The sequence below is a fragment of the Paraburkholderia phymatum STM815 genome, assembly GCF_000020045.1.
Lineage (GTDB): Bacteria > Pseudomonadota > Gammaproteobacteria > Burkholderiales > Burkholderiaceae > Paraburkholderia > Paraburkholderia phymatum.
Genome location: NC_010625.1, coordinates 1,666,089 through 1,681,993, shown reverse-complemented (window position 1 = coordinate 1,681,993; position 15,905 = coordinate 1,666,089). Strand labels below are relative to the sequence as shown.

The 15,905-nt window shown below is 62.2% G+C and carries 14 protein-coding genes; all 14 read left to right on the top strand.

Annotated elements, in window-relative coordinates:
• Positions 1-855: a DUF4123 domain-containing protein gene (locus tag BPHY_RS34865; protein WP_012406183.1), complete on the top strand. Its 855-nt coding sequence runs from the start codon at positions 1-3 to the stop codon at positions 853-855.
• The gene (locus BPHY_RS34860; RefSeq protein ID WP_012406182.1) at positions 852-3,422 is read left to right on the top strand and encodes a T6SS effector BTH_I2691 family protein; all 2,571 of its coding nucleotides are present in this window, start codon (positions 852-854) and stop codon (positions 3,420-3,422) included. Before BPHY_RS34865 ends, BPHY_RS34860 begins: the two co-directional genes overlap by 4 nt.
• 1 nt (position 3,423) lies before the next feature.
• Positions 3,424-4,389 carry a DUF6708 domain-containing protein gene (locus BPHY_RS34855; RefSeq protein WP_012406181.1) on the top strand — a complete coding sequence of 322 codons (966 nt, stop codon included), beginning with the start codon at positions 3,424-3,426 and terminating at the stop codon, positions 4,387-4,389.
• Between the two features lie 96 nt (positions 4,390-4,485).
• Positions 4,486-4,764 carry a PAAR domain-containing protein gene (locus tag BPHY_RS40505; RefSeq protein ID WP_012406180.1) on the top strand — a complete coding sequence of 93 codons (279 nt, stop codon included), beginning with the start codon at positions 4,486-4,488 and terminating at the stop codon, positions 4,762-4,764.
• A complete protein-coding gene (tssL, locus tag BPHY_RS34850) occupies positions 4,761-6,050 on the top strand; it encodes a type VI secretion system protein TssL, long form (RefSeq protein WP_012406179.1) in 1,290 nt (429 codons plus the stop codon). The genes BPHY_RS40505 and tssL overlap by 4 nt, the downstream gene beginning before the upstream one ends.
• Before the next feature lie 73 nt (positions 6,051-6,123).
• Positions 6,124-6,747 (top strand): hypothetical protein, encoded by a 624-nt coding sequence (locus BPHY_RS34845; protein ID WP_012406178.1) that lies wholly within the window; start codon positions 6,124-6,126, stop codon positions 6,745-6,747.
• A complete protein-coding gene (tssG, locus tag BPHY_RS34840; protein ID WP_012406177.1) occupies positions 6,747-7,823 on the top strand; it encodes a type VI secretion system baseplate subunit TssG in 1,077 nt (358 codons plus the stop codon). Before BPHY_RS34845 ends, tssG begins: the two co-directional genes overlap by 1 nt.
• Complete coding sequence (locus BPHY_RS34835) at positions 7,820-8,905, top strand: type VI secretion system protein TssA (protein ID WP_012406176.1); 1,086 nt, start codon at positions 7,820-7,822, stop codon at positions 8,903-8,905. Before tssG ends, BPHY_RS34835 begins: the two co-directional genes overlap by 4 nt.
• Positions 8,902-10,137 carry a hypothetical protein gene (locus BPHY_RS34830; RefSeq protein ID WP_012406175.1) on the top strand — a complete coding sequence of 412 codons (1,236 nt, stop codon included), beginning with the start codon at positions 8,902-8,904 and terminating at the stop codon, positions 10,135-10,137. Before BPHY_RS34835 ends, BPHY_RS34830 begins: the two co-directional genes overlap by 4 nt.
• A 585-nt stretch (positions 10,138-10,722) precedes the next feature.
• A complete protein-coding gene (locus tag BPHY_RS34825) occupies positions 10,723-11,193 on the top strand; it encodes a universal stress protein (protein ID WP_012406174.1) in 471 nt (156 codons plus the stop codon).
• A gap of 68 nt (positions 11,194-11,261) precedes the next feature.
• The gene (locus BPHY_RS34820) at positions 11,262-12,398 is read left to right on the top strand and encodes an ABC transporter permease (RefSeq protein WP_012406173.1); all 1,137 of its coding nucleotides are present in this window, start codon (positions 11,262-11,264) and stop codon (positions 12,396-12,398) included.
• 2 nt (positions 12,399-12,400) lie between these two features.
• Positions 12,401-13,099 carry an ABC transporter ATP-binding protein gene (locus tag BPHY_RS34815; RefSeq protein WP_012406172.1) on the top strand — a complete coding sequence of 233 codons (699 nt, stop codon included), beginning with the start codon at positions 12,401-12,403 and terminating at the stop codon, positions 13,097-13,099.
• Positions 13,096-14,181 carry an HlyD family secretion protein gene (locus tag BPHY_RS34810; protein ID WP_012406171.1) on the top strand — a complete coding sequence of 362 codons (1,086 nt, stop codon included), beginning with the start codon at positions 13,096-13,098 and terminating at the stop codon, positions 14,179-14,181. The genes BPHY_RS34815 and BPHY_RS34810 overlap by 4 nt, the downstream gene beginning before the upstream one ends.
• A complete protein-coding gene (locus tag BPHY_RS34805) occupies positions 14,159-15,640 on the top strand; it encodes an efflux transporter outer membrane subunit (protein ID WP_012406170.1) in 1,482 nt (493 codons plus the stop codon). Before BPHY_RS34810 ends, BPHY_RS34805 begins: the two co-directional genes overlap by 23 nt.
• Positions 15,641-15,905: the final 265 nt, after the last annotated feature.

Genomic DNA, 15,905 nt, shown 5'->3' with positions numbered 1-15,905 from the left:
ATGCAAAGCCAGACGTTTTCCGAAGCATGGGATGCCAGCACGCATCTGCTCGCTGACCGCTTTCTCATTCGTGACTGGGATGCCGACCTGCCATGGCATGAGGTCGTGCCGGACGCACTGTCGAGAGAAGCCCATCTGTTGCCCGTCGTGCTGGAGCTCGCGCAGCTTGATGATGTGCAGCGAGCGTTCCTCCAGACGCACCTCGTGATGGCCGATACACGGGATCCTGGCCCCGCGATGTTGCTCTCGAGCGACCTGGGCGTCACTGCCCTGGCGAGGGAGCTGTCACGGCATGTAGTGGTGACGTTAGCGGACGCGTCACGCGCCATGCTGCGCATGGCTGACCCGCAGGTTTTCGTACAGCTGCTGTGGATTCTGCCTTTGCCCTATCTGGCGTCGCTGTGCCACGCAGCACGACGCTGGTGGATACCCTTCAGCGGGCAATGGCACGAACTCGGATTTCATGAGCGGCCGGCCCCCCAGTGGGAAGCGCTGCCCGAGGACCCGTCGATCGCGCTTTCGAACGTGGGACTGATCAATCAGGTGCTGCGCACGCTTCCCGAGCCGGACGGCCTGAAGGCGTTCTGGCGTACCTCGCAGCACTGCAACCAGTGGTTGCGCACAGCCCAGGCCGAAGCTGGACTTGCCGCCGCGGACGACTGCGTCGCCTATGCCCGTCACGGTGTCGTGCTTGGAAAGCTTTTCAGCAGTCATCCGGTTCTCGCATCGTGTCTGCAAGGTGCACGCGAGACACCCGGCCTGTACGCACAGCGGACGGCATCCATGTCGGACCGCGAGTGGGACCGCGTCATTGCGGATATCGAAGAAATCAAACGGAAACAGGAAGCAGCATGAGTGCATCGACCCCGGCTTTCAATCCACTCGCCCAGTCCATGGCGACGGCGCAAAAATGTGACTTCTGCGAAAAATCGGGTCTTGCGATCCTGCCGGTGCGCCCGGCCGTCATGCACCCCAACTCGGGCGCGCCGCAACTGCCCGCAGCGCTACAACCGGTCGATGGCGAGGGCGGCAAGGCGCTTACGGTACCAGGCCAGACGGCACAGTACACGGGCCGTGTGTTGCGCAGCGGCTATCTCTACCTGTACGACGAGCGCGGATTCTGGGAGAAGTACTGGATTACGGACTACGGCTATTTCATGAAGGTACCTGTTGGGGTGCCGCTCAATCCGGCCTTCACTGTGGGCCGTGAACCATGCGACAAGACCGGCCACAAGGAAATCGCCGCGTGCATCACCGTCAAGGATCCGGCGCACGCAAAGCGCATCTGGGTGGCGTTTTCGGACGTCGAATGGACGCCGCGCGTGCTGAAGCTGCATCAGGACGAGTCGTACCGCAAGCGCCACATGCGCGGGTTCGATGTGAACGCATGGATGGGCAGCCACCACGCACCGCACGCCCAGACGCTCGATTCCGTTAGCTCGGTAGTGGCGGAGTACGCGCCCAAAAGCAAGGTCGAGACCTTTGCATTTTCGCCATATATGTTCCGCTCCCGGGCCTCGACCCTAGACGCGTTGCTGGGTGCTGCAAAGACGCTCGGCCCCGGCCCCGGTGCCCTGCTCGTGCTGAATGATCCGGTAGCGGCCGCGACGGAAATTGCAGCCCGTCTGTCGGAGCTGCCTCACAAATTCATGTCGAAAGACGATCGCGTACGCAAGCTCAACGCTTCGACCGCGATCCTCGGCATGCAGCAGGTCCTGTCGGAGAAGGCGGAAGAGACCACGGTCAGTGCCAGCGACCAACTCGACATGGATAACGAGTGGATGGATGACGGCACCGGGGGCGTGATGCGTAACCCCTGGCCGCAAAAGCTGCCTGAGTTGACCAACCGGGACTTGACTACAGCCTCGAGCGACTCCTGGAAAAAATATCTGAAAGACTATGACGAGAAATCGCGCGATGGGTGGCAACGGCAATTTCAGACGGATTTCGACACGTACACGAAGCAGACGCTGATTCCCCTGGCTGAGGCTCATGTGGCCTGGATGAAAAGTGGCCAACTGGCAAACCACCTTGACTGCGCGTATGACGATGCGTCGGTGGAAGTTGGCTTGGTCTATGTGCGCATACTTACGATGTGTATGCAGGGCTCCCAGCAATATAAGCCGTGCGCAGACCTTTACTACAAATGGATCAGCGGTAGCTATTCCGAGGAAGAAAATCTCCTGCTCCGGGCAATCGTGCTGAACCAGAAAAAGCTTCGCGACCAGATAAAGGAAGACATCAAGCCAGCCATTACATGGACCACCATCGGTTGGGATAACCTGTGCGCCGGGTTTGTTGGTCTCGCGGACACTGCACTGGAAAAAAGCGCAGACGTGCTGACCGATTTCCTGGTTGCTGCAGGCGGTTCAATCACAAAGCTGCTTCAGGAGGCCGTCGAGGGGCCGGTTCGACACGGACTGGTTGCTGTGGGCATGGCGAGTCAACGTCCCGTGGTTCCCGTCGAACTTACCGGAGCTTACAGGACGTTCCGTGGTTCGCTGATCAGGCAGCTGATCAAGGCATCGGGCATCAAGGGCCTGGGCGAAAATGCAATGCAGCGCGAAGTCGCGCAGGCATTGCGCCGACTTGGCATTCACGGAGAACCCATGAGCAGCGTCGTGCCGGTCAGGCTGATGGTGATGATCGACGGGGAAACGCTGAAGGGCATGCCCAAGGGGCTGAGCAAGGCGGAGCAGGCGAAATGGGTGGCAAGTTCTTTGCGTACGGCAGAGGATATCGAGGCGCTGAATCTCTCGGCGTGGCGGGAGCGGATCAACGTTGACATACCCACTTCGGCTGGCAATGCGGCAGCCAAGGCTGCGAAGGCGTTCCCGGTCATCGGCAACCTGATCGCGGGCTACGTGCAGGTGGCGACGGCCCGAAGTATTTTCCAGTCTGCCAAGACGACCACGGGATTGGCTGGAGTGGAAAACTGGTCGCGGCTTCTCGGTTCGGCCAGCCTGATTTCGTCCACTGCGGCGGATTCAGTCAAACGAATGATGGAAGCACTTGCGCACTCCAAACTGGTGGCAGGACGCGCTGCATATCTGGAAGAATTCGCGGCCCGTCTCGCGCCTTGGGCAAAGGGTTTCGGAATTGCGGGGGCGCTGATTGGTGCTGTTTGGGACGGTATCGAGGCATACCAAGCTTTTGAAAAGGGAGACGAGAATCTATTTAGGGCTTATTTCTTTTCCGCGTTAGCGGGCGTTGGAATCGCGGCTGCGATTTATTTTGGATCGATCTTGCTGGCGATAGCGGCTGCTGTGTTGTACCTGTTCGCACAATACAGGATTGCCGCCTTGGGGGATGACAAGCTTGATACCTGGCTCCAGCGCTGCATATGGGGTACCGATACGGCAAACCGGTACTCGAGTTCTGGAATCGAGATGACAGAGTTCGGCTCTGCGGCGGGATTCTGAAATGCGCTACATCGATCTATCTCAGAACATCTACCGCGTGAACCGGAAGCTGACTGATGAGGAAAGGCAGAACCAGTTGCGCCAGAAGGAGCGGCTCGACCTTACACCGTTCTATAACGTATCGACAGTCACGCTGAATTCGACCTATCTTGAGACGGTGGATCGATGGTTCATCTATCGGGGCGTAATGACGTTTGGTTGCCTGCTTTTCATTGTATTTCCGATCCTTCTTGTTCTTATGCCGTTCTTCGTTCCGCCGTGGCATCTCATTCCCACGGGGTCCGACTTGAGATATATGAAGCTAACGTTTCCGTATTTTTTACCATTGTGGGCGTTCTTGATATGGGTTCTATTCAAGGAGTCTTTCCGCTGGACACATTTCCCGATCCGGTTCAATTACCGGAACCGCATGGTGTATGTGTTCTGTCTCGATGGGGTCATACGGTCGGCCAGGTGGGACGATCTTTTCTTCACGCTCGGCCGGTGCGAAAGGACAGCAGCCGGTCAGCGATGGGACATTCGGGGTCACGCGCTCAAGGCAGATCGGGAAACGGTTGAGTGGACGTTCGCCCTCCGGGCTGACGGCGTGGATGTCCAGCAGCTCCGACATATCTGGGAGTTTGTACGCCGCTATATGGAAGAGGGTCCGTCAACTGTCTATCGCGACGTGTTCTGGTGCCACGACATCGCAGCGAAGCGGGAGACCTACCGCGCCGGTCTGGATGTCCTGTATCTGACGTTTAATGGTTTGCCAATCTCCCAGAAGGTGCTGACACCGGTTTTCTGGCTCATCGCTATCGGGCGTTCGTTTGTTATGAAGACGAGCCGAATTCCCGAGTGGCCGGCAGAAATCGAGGCGCAATGCGCTGTCGATGGGTTCGACCCGTACCAGCGCACCGCCGTGCAAAATCCCGACAGGATTCCAACTGAATCTGTAGGTGCTGCATGGGACCAGGTCGGGTCCTGAGCCTGGCGTTGCCAGGCTGCATCCGATGATCCGCGGCCGTGCCTGGCGCACCGGGCGCCGTGGTCTCACAGATTGATTTCGATATACAGGAGAGCCGTGAGTCTTTTGATCATTCGCGTCGGAGACAGTACCGACCACGGTGGGGAAGTGATTACAGGTTCGCCGACACACAAGCTCGGCGGAAAACCCATTGCACGTCTAAATGATCTTGTTGAGTGCCCCCAGCGGTATCCGGACGGCCGTCCTCATGGCGTCAACAGGATTATCGAAGCTCATCCAACCTTTGCCGTTGGCGGCGTGCGTGTAGCGCTTCATGGACACCATACGGAATGCGGGTGCGCGCTCATCGGTAGCAGCGTTGGGAGCATCGGATGAGCGACAAGGCTGCGCTTTTGAGGGGTACGGCACGCGATACCGAAGCCCAGTCCTATGCTGACGCCGCTGTGTCCGGCCAGGAAGGGCTGCCCTATGAGGTTCCACTGGGCGAGCCGGCTCTGGAGCGGCTGACCAAAGTCCGCTCGGCTGCAAACCCGCTGCTCGAAGCTGCGCGTGTGCTGTTGCGGTCGCAGGCCGACATTCCGGAAATGGATCTCGGTGCGAAAGGTGTTATCCCGACCCTGCGGCAGTTGCTGCTCGATGAGATGAAAACCTTCCAGAAGCTCTGCGAGCAGACCAGCATTCGGCGCGACCACATGATTGGCGCCCGCTACTGCCTGTGTACCGCCCTCGATGAAGCGGTCATGGAGACGCCATGGGGCCGTACAGGAGACAATGGTGTGTCATGGGGAACAGTGGGCCTCGCGACCAACTTCCACGAGGACCGTGACGGAGGAACCAAGATCTATCTGCTCGTCGCGCGCTTGATGCAGGATCCGGACCAGCACGACGACCTGCTTGAAGTGATCTACCACATCCTGAGCTTCGGTTTTGAGGGCCGTTACCGTAGCGAGCGCGACGGTCATCGCAAGCACGAAGCCGTTCGCCAGCGTATCTACAACGAGATCATGGCGCGGCGGCCGCCGGTGCCGGTGGAACTTTCCCCGCACGCCCGCAGCGACGTGCCGCCCAGGCGCCAGTCGTTCTATGACTTTCCGGTCTGGATTACGGTTACCGTGCTCTCGCTCATTCTGCTTGGCATGTGGGGCTACTTCAAGTACCAGCTCGTGACACGTGCCGACGATATCCAGAAGCAGATCGGTGACATCGCACGCATGACGCCGCCACCTGCGCCGCCGGTGCTACATCTGAAAACCCTACTCAAGGACGAGATCGCCGCCGGCACCGTGAGCGTGGACGAGGACGCGAAGCACAGCGCGGTGACGTTCCGCGGCGACTCGATGTTCCCGCCCGGCGGTGTTGCGGTCAACACGTCAATGGGGCCGCTGATCGCAAAGATTGCCGCCGAGATCGTCAAGGTGCCGGGCAAGGTCACGGTGCTGGGCTACACGGACAACCTCCCGATCCACAGCCACGCATTCGCTTCCAATGATGCGCTGTCGGCCGAGCGTGCCACGCAGGTGCTGCAGATGCTGCAGGCCGACGGTGTACCTGCCAGCCGTCTCGAAGCCATGGGCAAGGGCGAAGCTGACCCGGTTGCCGATAACAGCACGCCACAGGGCCGCGCCCAGAACCGTCGGGTCGAGATCCATGTTGCGGAATGATTTGCCGCGAGGCTCGACGTGGTTTGCGCAACGGCAGAAGCAGCCGCTCGGACCGTTCTTCCAGGAGCCGCCCGTGTACGTGATCGTTGCGGCTGCATCGCCCGAACGCACCTGCGTTGTGTATGACCGGACTCCGACCGGGCCGGTCACACGCGGCTTTCTGTCGCTGTTCGACGCCGACCTGGCCGCGTGCTGGATGAGCCGCACCGGGGGACGGTTTTACGGACAGCGCGCCTCGCTGATCGACCCGAGCCTCTTCCGTACGCCTGAGGGCGCAGGGTTCGCGCTGAACCTGCATGTCGGGTGGGCAGCCGGTGATCATCAGGTCACGCTCGGGATCGGTGGCGAACCGGTGAGCGTCTGCAGGCCGCTACGCATGCACAACCGGGCAACGGCGTTCGAGGTGGACAACAGCACAATGTATCTCATGAGCACGGTGTACGAAGGAGCAGGCCTGTTCGCGTGGCGCGAGACGCTTTGCGATCTGGAGAACTGGGAACACGGGCAGCTTGCACGGGCACATGCGCGGGTGCGCAGGCCACTGTTCGAGGGCGGACGCTGCACGCTGCACGAGCGGGGGGCGTTCGACCATGGCGGGGGGTACCGTGATGCGTGGGACCAGCTCGCCCTTTTCGAACCCGAGGCCGGTCAGTGGCACTTTGTACCGCGCGATGTCCTGAAAGGCGGGGTAAGCTGATGGAGCGGGCGGCACAAGACTCACTCCTCTTCGGCAGAAAGCTGTCGCCGGCATTGCTCGAGCATCTGCAGGCCGAACCCTGGCGGTACGGGTTCATTTCGCTGATGCGCCGCATCGGTGCGGATCCGGCGATTGACCCGGTGGGGACCGCGGCGCTGCCCGATGCAGAGTCCTTCCGCCTGGGGCAGCGACCGAGCCTCATCTTCGCGCCGCGTGAGATCGCGGATGCCTCGGTGAAGAACGGCAAGCTGCACATGCGGCTCTTTGGCCTGGGCATGCTGGGGCCGAACGGGCCGCTGCCGATCCACGTCACGGAGATTGCACGCGAGCGTGAGGAGCAAAGACGGGACCCCGCGCTCAGCAACTTTCTGGACATCTTCCATCACCGGTCGATGACGCTGTTCTATCGCGCCTGGGCCTCGGCGCAGTCGGCCGCCAGTCTCGACCGGCCCGAACATGACCGGTTTTCGCTCTATGTCGCCAGTCTTTCCGGCTATCCGCTAAGGCGGGAGCGGCCATGGCCGCTCCCTGCACACGCGCGCCTGTCGGCGGCGCCGCATCTCGTGCGCGAGGCCCGCAATCCGGAGGGGCTGTGCAGCGCGCTCGCCCATTACTTTGGCGTGCCGGTCAGGCTTGACGAGTTCGTCCTGCACTGGATGGAGCTGGCGCCGGAGAACTGCTGTGTCATGGGCGAGCACCGGGCCTCGTCGTTCATGGGCTCGGGCGCGGTGATCGGCGGGCATGTGCCCGACCGCCAGTACCGGTTTCGCATCGTGATTGGCCCGCTGGATATCGAGGACTATCACCGCTTCACGCCACAGGGGGCGGACCTGCTGCGGTTGATCGAATGGGTGCGGGCTTTCGTGAGCGAGGAGTTCGACTGGGAACTCGAGCTGCAGATCAAGCCGCACAGCGCGCCTTCGGCCGTGCTGGGTGGTCCGCAGCAACTCGGCTGGTCCAGCTGGATGGGGCAGTCGCCTTCGTCTGAGCCGGTTACCGGAATGTGTTTCGAGCCGGAGCGCTACGTGCAGCAGCTCCGGCAGAACATGATCAAGCAGGAAAGAATCGAACCATGAGCAGCAACGGGAAGAAGAACCCGCAGAAGCCCGGGAGCCGCGTCGCGACCCACGACTGGATGGCGCCGATTTCGGCCGGATCGCCGTGCGGAAGCGATCTCGAATACGACCCGGAATTCGTCGTGCTGAGTGCGAGCGTTGCCGCGAAGGCAACCGCGCAATACGGTGATTTCGTTGGTACACCGGAGCCGGTGAACTGGAGCGATGTGGACCGGGACTGCCGCCGTCTGATGGTACGCAGCAAGGACGTGCGTCTGGCCGTACTCTTTACACGGTGTCGGACACGGCTCGCGGCCGCCGCCGGCTTCGCGGAGGGGCTGGGCCTGTTGTCCGGATGGCTGGCCACCTTCCCGGATCAGGTACACCCGCAACCTGCAGTGGACGAAGACCGTTCGGCCGCGCTCGAAATCCGCATGAACGCGCTGCAGGCGTTGACCGACACCGATGGGCTGATCGCGGATCTGAGGGAAATCGCGCTGACCCGGTCGACGGCCACGCGCCTGCAGTTGCGGGATGTCGAGCGGGCGTTTGCGCATCCCAGACCAAGTGACGCGCTGACACCGGACTCCGTGACCAGGCTGCTTGACGAGCTGCGCATGCGGCACCCCGAGGTCCTTGCCGGCTTTGACGAGGCGCTGGAAAGCCTGACTGCGATCGAAGGCTGGTGCCGGGAGCACCTGGATGCCTACGCCCCCGATCTCGGCGCGCTCAGACGAATGCTTTGCCATGTTGCCCGGCCGGCGGACAGTGGCCCGGTGCATGACGCCAGCGGCGACGCAGGCGGGGCATACCCGGATAGCGATGATGCCGCACTGGCGGGAGACCTGCCGGCTGCAGTTGATGAGCATGAAGCGGACACGGCGCCCGAACCGCGAGCCAGCCCTGTAACCGGAAAGACTCCCGATCGCCAGGCGGCGCTCAGTCTGATCCGAGAAGCGCGGCAGTGGTTCGAGCAGCATGAGCCCAGCAGCCCGATTCCGGTGCTGCTGCACAGGGCCGAGCAGTTCGTTGGCAAGCGCTACCCGGAGGTCGTCGGGGCGATTCCGGCGGACCTTCTTGAACAGTGGGAGCGTGAAGCATGAGCCTGCCCGATGTGCGCCGGAAAGGGTGGGAACCGCTGCCGCAGGAGACCCTGATCGCCGCGATCGAGGCGAATCCCGGTGACGGATTCCCGTGGATCATTGCCCCAAGGGGCGTCGCGCCGGAACAGAGGATCAACAGGCGGCGTATGTTCCTGGCGTTTGCCCTGCGCGCGACCATGCAGGCCAGTCTCAATGCCGGTGGTCCGCGGTTTGCCAGTTTGCCCGTCCCGGTTCGTCATCGCGCGGCGGGCACGCACGACTGCTGGAACGGCGTCCGGGAGGAGGCAGGAGAGGACGGCGTGGCGCTGTGGTCGAAGCTGGAAGACGCGCGTTGCTCGCCCTCGCGGTTGCGTCACGACCTGTCCGCGTTCTCAGCGTGCCACCTTGGGCGTGCGCGGCCCGATGACGTGCAGCTTGACGCCTGGGCCACTGAAGGCGCACTCGTCCAGTCGTACTGGCTCAGGCAGGGTGCGTTGTACGAGCCAACCGTCGCCCTGCACCAGTTGCTGGCAGCCAGCGATGTCGCCAGCGACGTGCCGCTGTCGATGCTGCGGCTTCCTTCGCCCGCGGTGTGCATTACCCCCGATCCCTCGACGCGCGAGCGCGCCGGACTCGATGCGGTGATGGTGTTCGAGCACGGCAACCCAGACGATCCCGACACGGGCCGCTGGCTGACCTTCGGCATCTGGAAGCGCAGCGAGGCCGGCGAATTCCGCCTGAGGCTGCAGGTCCTGTCGGCCAACGCGGGCGCGGGTGCGCGCTCGGTCGATGCCATTCTCTCCGGGGGCGTCGGCGAGGGTGACGGTGACACCGGAAAAGATGAAGTCTCGCGCCAGGCGCTTGACTATGCGATCAAGGTGTTGCTGTATCTGTCGCTGGACAGCAGTCCGGTGATTCACGAGCGCCCGTACAGCACCGCACCGCGTGAATTCAGGGGGCTGGGCAAACGCCGGCGCGAAGAGCGGCTGGCCGATATCGAGCGGCTCTATGACCGGTATCTCGTCGGCCCGGTCGTGCTGCCCGATGGCCTATCGCGGGCCGCAGGCAGACCGGAGGGTGCTCACCACGAATTGCGTGCCCACTGGCGTCGCGGTCATTTCCGCATGCAGCCGTACGGGCCAGCAGCCTCACAGCGCAAGCTGATCTTCGTGATGCCGACGCTGGTGCGCGCGGACCGGCTTGGCGATGACCTCGGTGAATCACAGGCAACGACAGGGGATATCGCACTGTGATACCCCACCGCACTTGTTCAAGCGAATCGTTTCAGGAGCATTGCACAGTAAGGGCATCAGGGAGATCAATCTCGAAATCTCCCCAGACCGCTTGTGTCAAACTCTATTGTCGCAAGCGGTGTGCTCGATTTGAGTTGAGCAGTGTTTGTGTCAAACTCTATTCGCTCAACTAGGTATCACTTGCGCCAGCAAGTATCTGATTTCATTGGATTGGATGTGTCAAACTCTATTGTCACTCCACATCTGGCACTGCGGCGAAAGATCGGACAACAAGCTCAACCGCCGCTGATTGTCGCGGCCGCTGATATCGACACTTAAGGCATCACAGAAGGCAGAGCGAGCAGTCGCGCACCGAACGCGCTGTTCGCGGTGGCGGTGCTCCACGACGAGCAGACGACCCCGCGAATGCTGTCGCGTTCGACTGTATGACGGCCCCGCCCAGATCCGTTGAGGCACGTCAAGCGAGACGTAGAGCCTTGATTCAGGTCAAGCGCACGTCCGTGCCAGCGCCGAAGATAAGAAGCATGCCATGCGGCGCGTGATGGCGCGCGGCGCGGCGGGAAACATTTCAAGGGGGCGTTCACCATGTACAAGCAGATTCTGATTGCACTGGACGGTAGCAAGACGTCGGAGCGGGTGCTGAATGAGGCAGTGCACATGGCGCGCCTCACGGGCGGGAAGATTCAGGCCGTGTACGTGGTCGACAAGACGCCTTTGTTCAGTTACGCAGGGTACTACGATCCCATCGCGCTCGTCGATGCACTGCGTAAAGATGGCCGTATCACGCTGGAGAAGGCGGAAGCGGCCTGCCGTCAGGCAGGGGTCGCTTGCCATGCTGAACTGGTCGAGACGGAACGGCTGAACGAGGACGTCGCCACGACGCTGCAACATTGCGCCGAACGCCTCGGTGCGGATCTTGTGATCCTGGGTACACACGGCCGGCGAGGCGTGCGCCGCATCGTGCTCGGCAGCGTGGCCGAGCGCTTTGTCCGGTTCGCGCAGTGTCCCGTGCTGCTGGTGCGTGGCACCGAGGCGGAGCACGGAGAGCAGCGCTAAAGCCTGACATCTGCGGGCGGCCGATGACGCGGCAACGTCTTCGACCGTCGACCCGAAGAGGAAACGAGATGAAAGGCATCCTCAGGCTCGCGTTCAAGCTGCTGGTCAACGATAGCGCCAAGTTCACCGCGCTGATTGTCGGCATCACGTTCGCAGTGTTCCTGATGATCGAAATGACATCGCTCTTCGCGGGGATCCTGAACAAGTCTTCGTCTACCGTGATCAACGTTGGCGCCAAAATGTGGGTGATGGATCCTGCCGTGCAGACGATCGCGAGCAGCATCGGCATGCCCGACTACGTGCTCGACGCCGTACGCAGCATCGACGGTGTGGACTATGCCGTGCCGCTCTATTCAGGTATCGCGCTGGTGCGTCTGCGTGACGGCGCGTATCAGGCCGTCACGGTGATTGGTCTGGACGATGCGAGCCTGTTCGGCTGGCCCAAGATGAAAGCAGGCCGCATCGAAGACATCTACGCGGAGAACGGTTTCATTGCCATCGACGACGCGGAATTCGTCAAGCTGCATAACCCCAGGCTTGGCACCGACTTCGAACTCAACGACCATCGCGGCGTCGTGGTCGGCATCGCGACCGTGACCAGCAGCGGCCTGTTCGGCACGCCGACGCTCTACACAACGTACAAGCGGGCAGTCCAATACATTCCATCGACGCGCTACACGACGTCCTATATTCTCGTCGAACCCAAATCGGCCGCGGACATTGCACATATCAAGCAGGTTGTCGCGTCGCTCGGATACGTTGCCTACACGAAGAAAGAGTTCATGCAGCGCATCGCGCACTTCTACAAATACGAAACCGGGCTGGGCACAAACATTCTCTTGATGACGGCGATCAGCTTCATTGTGGGGCTGTCCATCTCCGGTCAGACCTTCTACACGTTCATCCTCGAAAACCTGGAAAAGTTCGGCGCACTGAAGGCGATCGGCGCCAAACGCCACGAGCTGGTCGCGATGATCCTGTTTCAGGCAACGTTTACTGCGTTGACGGGCTACGGACTCGGCGTGGGGCTGTGCGCGGCGTCGATCAGTCTCGTCCGTCTGCGCGTGCCGGACTACGCGGCAATGATCACCTTTGGCAATCTCGTGCTCGCGTTTGCGATGGTCGTAGTGATCGCCGCCTCGTCGAGCTACCTGGGTGTGCGCCGGGTGCTGCGCATCGAGCCATTCGATATATTCCGGGGCTAGCCATGCCAGCCATTGCGATCGACGCGCACGGGTTGAACAAGTGGTTCGGCGAAGGCGACGCACGCACACACGCGCTGTCGGACGTCGCGATGCAGGCTCGCTTCGGCGAAATGCTGCTGATAGTCGGCCCGTCGGGCAGTGGCAAGACCACGTTGCTGAGCGTGATCTCGGGCATCCTGCGGCCGGATTCCGGCGCGGTGTCGATCGACGGCGTCGATCTCTGGCAACAGGACGACAACGCGATCGCCGACTTTCGTCTCAAGCGGATCGGATTCGTATTTCAGGAGTATCACCTGTTTCCGCGCCTTACCACGGTAGAGAACGTAGCCATTCCGCTGATCCTCAAACGCCGTGACTGGGACGATTCGATCGCCGAGGCCATGACGTGGCTCGACGTGGTCGGCTTGCGCAATCGTGCTGCGTTGCCGCCGATGAAGCTCTCGGGCGGAGAGCAGCAGCGGGTTGCAATCGCGCGTGCGATCGTCAGCCAGCCCGACATCCTGATTCTCGACGAGCCTACGGCGTCGCTGGACGGCGACACCGGTCGTTCGATCATCGATTTCGTGAAGCATCAGGTCCTCAACGACCATCGCTGCATCGTGATCGTGACGCACGACAGCCGGATATTCGACTACGCGGATCGCGTCATGCACATGGAGGATGGCAAGCTCAAGACCATCGACGCGGGAGGCGGGAAATGAAACAGCGCCTCCTGTTTCTGTTCGCGTTCGCGGGATTCGTCACGAGCATCGTGGCGGCGTGGGTCTACGGTATTCAGCAACGTCCCCAGCCACCCGTCTTCGATCCCGCGTCGAACCCCTATGCACACGGTGTGTACGCGACAGGCATCGTGGAAAGCGATCAGCCCGCCGGCGCCAACGTCAATATCTACCCCGATGTGTCCGGTCCCGTTACCCGACTACTCGTGCACGACGGCGACAGCGTCCGTCGCGGAGACGTGTTGTTGGTTATCGATGACACCGTACAGCGCGCGACGGTAGCGCAACTCGAAGCACAGGCGGACGCAGCGCAATCGCTGCTGGACGCGCTGCGCGCGCAGCCACGTCCCGAAACGCTGGAAGTGGCGAGCGCGCAGGTCGGCGCGGCGGCAGCCAGCCTCAAGTTGGCGCAGGATCAGTTCGACAAGCAGAAACATGCGTACGAAATCGAGCCGAAGGCGGTTAGCCGCGATACGCTCGACAATGCCGCGAATGGGGTTGCCGTTGCGCGCGCAAACCTGGACGTGGTCACGCGACAGTACCGGTTGACTCGCGCGGGCGCGTGGACCTACGACGTGCGCAACCAGGAGCGCCAGGTCGCCGCATTGCGCAAGGCCGCTGAGGCGGCATCGGCGCAACTGGGGCGATACACGCTGCGTGCGCCTGCCGACGGCGTCGTGCTGTCGGTGAACGCGGCGCCAGGGGCGTATCTGTCTCCTCAGGGGGTGTATGACACGTATGCGCGAGGCACCGCACCCGTGCTCGTGCTTGGCACGCCTCCGGATCAGTTAGCCGTGCGCTGCTATGTCGACGAGATCCTGATTAGCCGGTTGCCGGATCTGCATGGGTTGAAGGCGCGCATGTTCATTCGCGGCACGTCGGTGCAGGCGGATCTGCAATTCATGCGCGTGCAGCCGTATGTGACGCCGAAAATCCAGTTGACGGACCAGCGTACGGAGCGTGTCGACGTGCGCGTTCTGCCCGTGATTTTCCGGGTCGTCATGCAGCAGCCAGCACGTCTGTTTCCAGGGCAGATCGTCGATGTGTACATTGCTGCCAGTTGAACGCCGCGAGCGCCATTCAGTCGTGCGCGTTGCGCGCGCCGTGGCGTTGGCGGCAGGCGTCGTGCTCGTCGCCGCGTGCACGGTCGGCCCGAATTTTTCGCGGCCGGCCACGCCGCGCGTGCAACGCTATGACGCGTCGGACGCATTGGGCATGGCATCTGGGGGACAGCCGCAGAGCTTGTCGCCTGCTGTCCAGATGCGCGACGACTGGTGGACGTCATTCGGCTGCCGCGCGATCGACATGGCCGTCGATGAGGCGCTGACGGGCAACGTGACGCTGGAGCACGGGGAGGCGACCTTGCGCCGAAGCGAATACCTGCTGCGCGCAGGCGCGGGCGTTTTTTTTCCTCAAGTCGACGCACGGGGCGACGCTTCCCGTCAGCGGTTTTCGCCGCTTCGCACGGGCGTCGACGCGCCAGCGTCGATCTTCAATCTGTTTACGCTGTCGGCCACCGTCAGTTACACGCTCGACATATGGGGCGGCGAGCGCAGGCAGGTCGAGGCGCTCGCCGCACAAGCGGAAGCGCAACGCTACACGCTCGTCGCCACCTACTTGACGCTAGCCGCGAACGTCGTCAATGCGATGATCGCCCGGGCTGCCTATAGCGACGAAATCGCCGCAACGCGTGAAATGGTCGAACTCGTGCGCGAACAGGTCCACATCACGCAAGCGCAGGTTGCGGCGGGCGCGAGCGCGTGGTCGGCCGTGTTGTCGCTTCAGAACGAACTCGCGACGCTCGAAGCGTCGTTGCCGGGACTCGAGCAGAAGCGCATCGAAACTGAGCATCTGCTTGCGCTGCTCGCTGGGATGTATCCCGAGCAGTGGAGCGGGCCTGCGGTGTCCCTGGCGGAGATCGCGTTGCCCGGCGTATTGCCGCAGACGCTGCCATCTTCGCTAGTCCGGCGACGCCCCGACATCCTGCAGGCGGAAGCCGTGCTGCACGTCGCAAGTGCGGAGATCGGCGTGGCCACGGCGGCGCTGTTTCCTCAGATCGCGTTGTCCGCTTCGGGTGGTGTCGAAAGTGCCGTGCTTCATTCACTCGGAACACCGGCCGGTCAAGCGTGGAGCGTCGCCGCGGGCGTGACGGCTCCCGTGTTTCATGGCGGCGCATTGTGGTTCCAGCGCAAGGCAGCCCTGGAAGCCTATAACGAATCGAGCGCCGCGTATCGCGAGGTGGTGCTCGCGGCGTTTGCCCAGGTCGCAGACGCGCTGCGGGCGCTCGAACACGATTCGCAGACGGTCGCGGCACAGACCCGCGCGGTGCAGGCCGCAGGCGAGGCGCTGCAGCTGATCAAGGAGGCGTATCGCGCGGGGACGGTTGGCTATCTGCAGATACTCGTCGCCGATGGCCAGTATCATCAGGCCCGGATCGCGTGGCTGCAGGCCATCGCGCAGCGCCTGCAGGACACGGTCGCACTCTATGCGGCGCTGGGCGGCGGTCTGATTGCCGATTCATGATCACTGTCGGCAACGGGCGCATCGAACGTCCACAGAACGTCCATCGCAGATCCGCGGCATCTCACTGCGATTACGCTGCCTTCGCTGCCAGGATCGACCCGCAATGTCATTTATGCCCCCCATTCCCATGCCGAACACCTGCGCCTCGGATGTGTCGAAGGCTGCAAGTCAGTGATTGCACGCGTCGCCCGGATCGGGTTGATCGCCAATCCGTGCAATACGCCATTACGGCAGAAGCGCTCGAAGATCATTTGGACGCGCGGTC

Coding starts and splice junctions, on each gene's coding strand:
- BPHY_RS34860 (WP_012406182.1), top strand. CDS start 852: ATGAGTGCATCGACCCCGGCTTTCAATCCACTCGCCCAGTCCATGGCG.
- BPHY_RS34865 (WP_012406183.1), top strand. CDS start 1: ATGCAAAGCCAGACGTTTTCCGAAGCATGGGATGCCAGCACGCATCTG.
- BPHY_RS34835 (WP_012406176.1), top strand. CDS start 7,820: ATGAGCAGCAACGGGAAGAAGAACCCGCAGAAGCCCGGGAGCCGCGTC.
- BPHY_RS34830 (WP_012406175.1), top strand. CDS start 8,902: ATGAGCCTGCCCGATGTGCGCCGGAAAGGGTGGGAACCGCTGCCGCAG.
- tssL (WP_012406179.1), top strand. CDS start 4,761: ATGAGCGACAAGGCTGCGCTTTTGAGGGGTACGGCACGCGATACCGAA.
- BPHY_RS34820 (WP_012406173.1), top strand. CDS start 11,262: ATGAAAGGCATCCTCAGGCTCGCGTTCAAGCTGCTGGTCAACGATAGC.
- BPHY_RS34805 (WP_012406170.1), top strand. CDS start 14,159: ATGTGTACATTGCTGCCAGTTGAACGCCGCGAGCGCCATTCAGTCGTG.
- BPHY_RS34855 (WP_012406181.1), top strand. CDS start 3,424: ATGCGCTACATCGATCTATCTCAGAACATCTACCGCGTGAACCGGAAG.
- BPHY_RS34810 (WP_012406171.1), top strand. CDS start 13,096: ATGAAACAGCGCCTCCTGTTTCTGTTCGCGTTCGCGGGATTCGTCACG.
- BPHY_RS34825 (WP_012406174.1), top strand. CDS start 10,723: ATGTACAAGCAGATTCTGATTGCACTGGACGGTAGCAAGACGTCGGAG.
- tssG (WP_012406177.1), top strand. CDS start 6,747: ATGGAGCGGGCGGCACAAGACTCACTCCTCTTCGGCAGAAAGCTGTCG.
- BPHY_RS34815 (WP_012406172.1), top strand. CDS start 12,401: ATGCCAGCCATTGCGATCGACGCGCACGGGTTGAACAAGTGGTTCGGC.